We start from the raw sequence: 1444 nt of genomic DNA, 5'->3' as shown, positions 1-1444 counted from the left end.
AGTGTACTGAACCCTTAAAATTGGACACTTGTTTTCTAAGCGGCTTGCTCAAAACTAGCCCGATAAGCTACCGGACTTTTACGCTTTAATCTTGATTTAATTCTCAGGTGGTTGTAATAATGGATGTACTCTTCGAGCTCATCCTTAAAATGGTCGATGCTATCAAATTCTTGTAAGTACAATAATTCGGATTTCATGATACCGAAAAAGTTCTCCATTACTGCGTTGTCATAACAGTTGCCTTTTCTAGACATACTCTGGGTAATGTTATTTTCCTTTAAAGTCCTTTGGTATTTAGGCATTCTGTAATGCCAACCCTGGTCTGAGTGAAGTAAGAGATCATCACCTTCACTTATGCGTTCAAAGCCTTGGGTTAACATCGTTTCTACTAGATCAAACGTTGGTCTCGATTGAAGTGTATACGTAATAATTTCACCGTTAAACAAGTCCAATATAGGCGAGAGATATAATTTCTGCCCGAACAACTTAAACTCTGTAACGTCGGTGACCCATTTTTGATTTGGTCTGTCGGCCTTGAAATTGCGATTTAGGATGTTTGGCGCAGCTTTCCCGACTTCTCCTGTATAAGACTTATACTTCTTCATCCGAACGATGCATTGAAGTCCTAGGTCTCTCATAATACGATACACTTTCTTTTTATTAATTTTATGGCCTTTTGCCTGTAGAACATCTGTAATACGACGATATCCAAAGCGGCCTTTATGTTTACGGTAAATGAATTGAATCCGTCTTTTCCACTTACGATCAGGGTCGGTTTGTTCCCATGTTTGAACAAGGAAGTAGTAGGTACTTCTAGACATCTTAGCTACCTTCACCAATTGATTAACAGGAAATGCATGCCTTAGTTCATATATTACTTTCGCTTTGATTTCTTTGGTGACTTTTCTTCCTGAACTAAGGCTCTCAGCTTTTTTAGATACGCATTCTCCATACGAAGGTATTCTAATTCTTTTTTCATCTCTTCCATAGATGGATTGATGGCTTTGTCTTCATTAGTTTTATTATTTTTGGAAGTCATAGTAGATGGCCTCTTTTCTTTTGGATTAAAGGCGGCATCTCCCCATGTCTCCCATTTAATTTTCCACCTACGAACCATACAAGGGTCTGGGATGTGGAAAATCGCCGATGCCTCTCGAACCGAATAATTCGAATCCTTTATAAATTGAATTACCCTCAGTTTAAAGGCTGGAGAATATTTTGTATAGGGAAAGGAAAATGCTTGTTCACCATGATGTTTGACCAACATCACCCAGTAACGGAGAACGGAGTGATCTACTCCAACCTCCTTAGCCAACTCTCGATAACTTACTAAATTATTTATATAACGTTGTACAGCTTGATGTTTTACTTCTCGTGTAAATTTAGTCAACTGAAGTACACCTCCTATTGTTAGGTGTGTGTCCAACAAAAGGGGTGCACTTCT

1 protein-coding gene is annotated in these 1444 nt (G+C 38.6%); it reads right to left on the bottom strand.

The features are described from left to right. Positions 1–35: 35 nt before the first annotated feature. Positions 36–1390, bottom strand: a protein-coding gene (locus JOC95_RS21310) for an IS3 family transposase (protein WP_204420278.1) whose coding sequence is annotated in 2 segments (ribosomal slippage) — positions 36–922 and positions 922–1390 — 1356 coding nt in all. Because the reading frame shifts where the segments join, the coding sequence is not laid out codon by codon here. Positions 1391–1444: the final 54 nt, after the last annotated feature.

This window comes from Sutcliffiella tianshenii (genome assembly GCF_016908565.1).
Taxonomy (GTDB): Bacteria; Bacillota; Bacilli; order Bacillales; family Bacillaceae_I; genus Sutcliffiella_A; species Sutcliffiella_A tianshenii.
The sequence above is the reverse complement of the archived record's forward strand: the minus strand, read 5'-3'. Positions and strand labels throughout refer to the sequence as shown.